This window comes from Amycolatopsis sp. NPDC051045, from assembly GCF_040682955.1.
Taxonomy (GTDB): Bacteria; Actinomycetota; Actinomycetes; order Mycobacteriales; family Pseudonocardiaceae; genus Amycolatopsis.
Window position 1 is genome coordinate 1 of record NZ_JBFBCC010000064.1, and the last position, 2,837, is coordinate 2,837.

Genomic DNA, 2,837 nt, shown 5'->3' on the forward strand with positions numbered 1-2,837 from the left:
CGCCGCCGATGAGTTCTTGGAGTTTGTGGGCGTAGACGGGGTCGGGCTTTTCGGGCTTGGCTTCGAATTGCAGCAGCTTCGTGTGACGGAACACGACATTCCCTCCGTCGTCCGGGGTTGGCACCGCCAGGGGCCGGCGGCTCAGGGGGCTTTCCCGGTTAGCGGAGGGTTAACCACGGCGATCCCGGACGAGCCTGCGGACGGTCGTCCCGGTGCGGTGAGGATCGACAACGCTACCGTCGCTGTGGTAGTTGAACGCGGAACGTTCGATGGCGAGTGGAGCGATACGTGAGCGATCACCAGGAGCGGGTGCCGGTCTGCCGCCGGTACCAGTGCGACGAGCCGGCTCTGTGGCGGAGGATGTGCGCGGCTCACTGGGCTCGCTGGCAGAACGGGACGGACCCGCTCGACCAGCCGGGCGATGACGCCGAATCCCCGGAGCCCCGGGTCTGGCAGCCGCCGTTGCGGGAGAACAGCGTTTCGCAGCGGAAGCCGCCCGGCCGGGCGGTGTGACGCCGGCGGGGCGGCCCCCGGGGCGCGAAGTGGTTCAGGGGGTGCCGACGACCTCGGCCACGGTCACGGCGATCGGCGTGCTCGGGTGGCCGATGAGGGCGCGGAGGTCGGCCGTGGTCTCGGCGAGCAGGCCGTCCTTGATGTTGGCGTCCAGCGCGGCGAGGAAGCCGGCAACCTGCTCCGGGAGACCCGCTCCGGTCAGTGCCTTGACGTGCTCGTCGGCCGGCAGGTCGACGTAGGTGATCTCGCGGCCGGTGGCCTTGCCGATCTCCGCGGCGAGGTCCGCGTTCGTCCAGGTGACGTCGCCGGCGAGCTCGTAGATCTTGCCTTCGTGGCCTTCGCCGGTCAGCACCGCGACCGCGGCAGCGGCGTAGTCGGCCCGGGTGGCGCCGGCGACGCGGCCGTCACCGGCGCTGCCCACGAAGCTGCCGGTCCGGGCAGCCTGCTCGATCGTGTCGGCGTAGTTCTCGTTGTACCAGTTGTTGCGCAGGATCGTGGCGGTCAGGCCGGAGGCCTCGATCAGTTCCTCGGTCGCCTTGTGGTCCGGGGCCAGCACGAGCGCCGACGTCGTCGCCTTCGGCGCGCTGGTGTAGACGAGGTGCCGGACACCGGCCTGCTTGGCCGCCTCGATGACCGCCTGGTGCTGCGGGACGCGCCGGCCGACCTCGCTGCTGGAGACCAGCAGCACCTTGTCGGCCCCCTTGAACGCGGCGACCAGGCTTTCGGGCTCGGTGTAGTCCGCGTGCCGGACCTCGACGCCGCGTTCGGCCAGGCCGGCGGCCTTCTCCGGGGTGCGCACCGCGGCGACGACCTGGTCGGCGGGCAGCCGATCGAGCAGGCCTTCGACGACGAGCTTGCCGAGGTGGCCGGTGGCGCCGGTGACGACGATCATGAGAGCTCCTTGAAGTTTCAACAACTGGATGCCTTGGAGCATGTGCTAACTTTTAGAAAGTACCAACCCAATGTTAGTGCCGTCACTTCCACCGTGCGAACTCTTGGGTAGTATCAAGGGGTGGACGGACAACGCGAGGATCACGGCGAACGCGGCGACGGGGTCATCGACGCCGAGCACGACGCGCTGGTGGCGGACGTGTTCAGTACCGCCTGCGCGTCCCGCGCCGTACTGGACCACGTCACCGGCCGGTGGGGCGTGCTGGCGCTCGCCGCGCTCCACGACGGCGTCTTCCGGTTCAACGCCCTGCGTCGCCGGGTGCAGGGCGTCAGCGAGAAGATGCTCGCCCAGACGCTGCAGGCGCTCGAGCGCGACGGCTTCGTGCACCGGGAAGCGCGTCCGACGATCCCGCCGCACGTGGAGTACAGCCTCACCCCCGCCGGGCAGGAGGTCGCGCAGCGGCTGCTGGGCCTGATCGAGGTGCTCGAGGCCGGTGTCCCGGCCGTGCTGGCGGCCCAAGTCCGTTACGACGAGGCAAAAGCCGCCGGCGCATGAGAGTGGGGCCGCTGCTCGGCTGAAAATCCTTGCCGGGCAACGGGTCTGCCTCGGATCTCGAAAGCGTCGAAGATTTCCGGCGGGCGAACCGGCCATTGCGCTGCGTCGGGCCAGAGGGCTATGTTAGCGCTCACAATCGCTCCGCTTGTGCCGTTCCAGCGTGTCGGTGATCGAGGAGGAGGTTGGCACCGTCGCCGACCCGCGCACCTGTCGATTCGACGATTTCCGGACGCAACGGGAGATCACCCATGGCACGACAGCCGAGATTCGTACGCCCACGGAACATCGCCCCGGCCCTCATCGCCGCCGGCACCCTCGTTGCCGGCCTGCTGGCCGGCGGCGGCACGGCGCAGGCGGCCACGCAAGGCCCTTGCGACATCTACGCGACCGGCGGCACGCCCTGCGTGGCCGCGCATTCCACGACCCGCGCCTTGTACGGCGCCTACAACGGTCCGCTGTACCAAGTCCGGCGCGCATCCGACAGCGCCACGCGCGACATCGCTCCCTTGGCCGCGGGCGGGGTGGCCAACGCCTCGACGCAGGATTCCTTCTGTGCCGGAACCACCTGCCTGATCACGGTCATCTACGACCAGACCGGCCGGAACAACCGCCTCACGCAGGCGCCCCCTGGTGGGTTCCAGGGGCCGGCCGCGGGCGGGTACGACAACCTCGCCAACGCCACCGCGGCGCCGATCACCGTCGGCGGCCACAAGGCCTACGGCGTCTACGTGGCGCCGGGCACCGGGTACCGCAACAACAACACCAACGGCGTCGCGACCGGCGACCAGCCGGAGGGCATGTACGCGATCTTCGACGGGACGCACTACAACGGTGGCTGCTGCTTCGACTACGGCAACGCCGAGCGCAACAGCCGCGA

5 protein-coding genes are annotated in these 2,837 nt (G+C 69.7%); 3 read left to right on the plus strand and 2 right to left on the minus strand.

Going from position 1 to position 2,837, the window contains the following annotated elements; all coding sequences use genetic code 11:
* Positions 1-94: manganese catalase family protein (locus AB0M80_RS44120; protein WP_364260667.1), on the minus strand; the 94-nt coding region annotated here is incomplete at its 3' end.
* 194 nt (positions 95-288) lie between these two features.
* On the opposite strand from AB0M80_RS44120, the gene AB0M80_RS44125 reads away from it, so the two are divergent.
* On the plus strand, positions 289-513 hold the full coding sequence (locus AB0M80_RS44125) for a hypothetical protein (protein ID WP_364576525.1): 225 nt from the start codon (positions 289-291) through the stop codon (positions 511-513).
* A 34-nt stretch (positions 514-547) separates the two neighbouring features.
* Here the strand turns inward: AB0M80_RS44125 and AB0M80_RS44130 are convergent, their stop codons facing one another.
* On the minus strand, positions 548-1,405 hold the full coding sequence (locus tag AB0M80_RS44130; protein WP_364576526.1) for an SDR family oxidoreductase: 858 nt from the start codon (positions 1,403-1,405) through the stop codon (positions 548-550).
* Positions 1,406-1,525: 120 nt separating this feature from the next.
* Here AB0M80_RS44130 and AB0M80_RS44135 point away from each other — a divergent pair, with 120 nt between their 5' ends.
* Positions 1,526-1,960, plus strand: coding sequence for a helix-turn-helix domain-containing protein (locus AB0M80_RS44135; RefSeq protein WP_364576527.1), 435 nt, complete (start codon positions 1,526-1,528; stop codon positions 1,958-1,960).
* Positions 1,961-2,208: 248 nt separating this feature from the next.
* The coding region (locus tag AB0M80_RS44140; RefSeq protein WP_364576528.1) for an arabinofuranosidase catalytic domain-containing protein at positions 2,209-2,837 on the plus strand (629 nt) is incomplete at its 3' end.

Excerpts from the sequence above, each read along its gene's own strand:
- AB0M80_RS44130 (WP_364576526.1), bottom strand. The coding sequence starts at position 1,405 with ATGATCGTCGTCACCGGCGCCACCGGCCACCTCGGCAAGCTCGTCGTC.